Below are 230 nucleotides of genomic sequence, written 5' to 3'. Positions count from 1 at the left end.
GGCAAGCGTATTAATAAACGGTCTGATGATCCGGTGGGCGCTGCCAAAGTGATCCGTATGACGGAAGAGTTGGACAGCCTGATACAATTTCAACGCAATAACGATCTGGTGACCGGTTCGCTGGCGCAGCAGGAATCCATACTGCGCAACATGACCGATACCATGAATCGCGCGCGGGTGTTGGCGCTGCAAGCCGGTGACGGATTGCTGTCTGATGCAGACCGCAAAGC

At 54.8% G+C, this 230-nt stretch carries 1 protein-coding gene; it reads left to right on the top strand.

Annotated features, from left to right (window positions below; translation table 11 throughout):
• Window positions 1-230 (top strand): flagellin N-terminal helical domain-containing protein (locus NLF92_RS13890; protein ID WP_489886396.1); only part of this gene is annotated, 230 nt, incomplete at both ends.

The organism is Opacimonas viscosa, assembly GCF_024199005.1.
GTDB classification, from domain to species: Bacteria; Pseudomonadota; Gammaproteobacteria; order Enterobacterales; family Alteromonadaceae; genus Opacimonas; species Opacimonas viscosa.
Note: the sequence above shows the minus strand (reverse complement) of the source record. Positions and strands in the feature narration are given on the sequence as shown.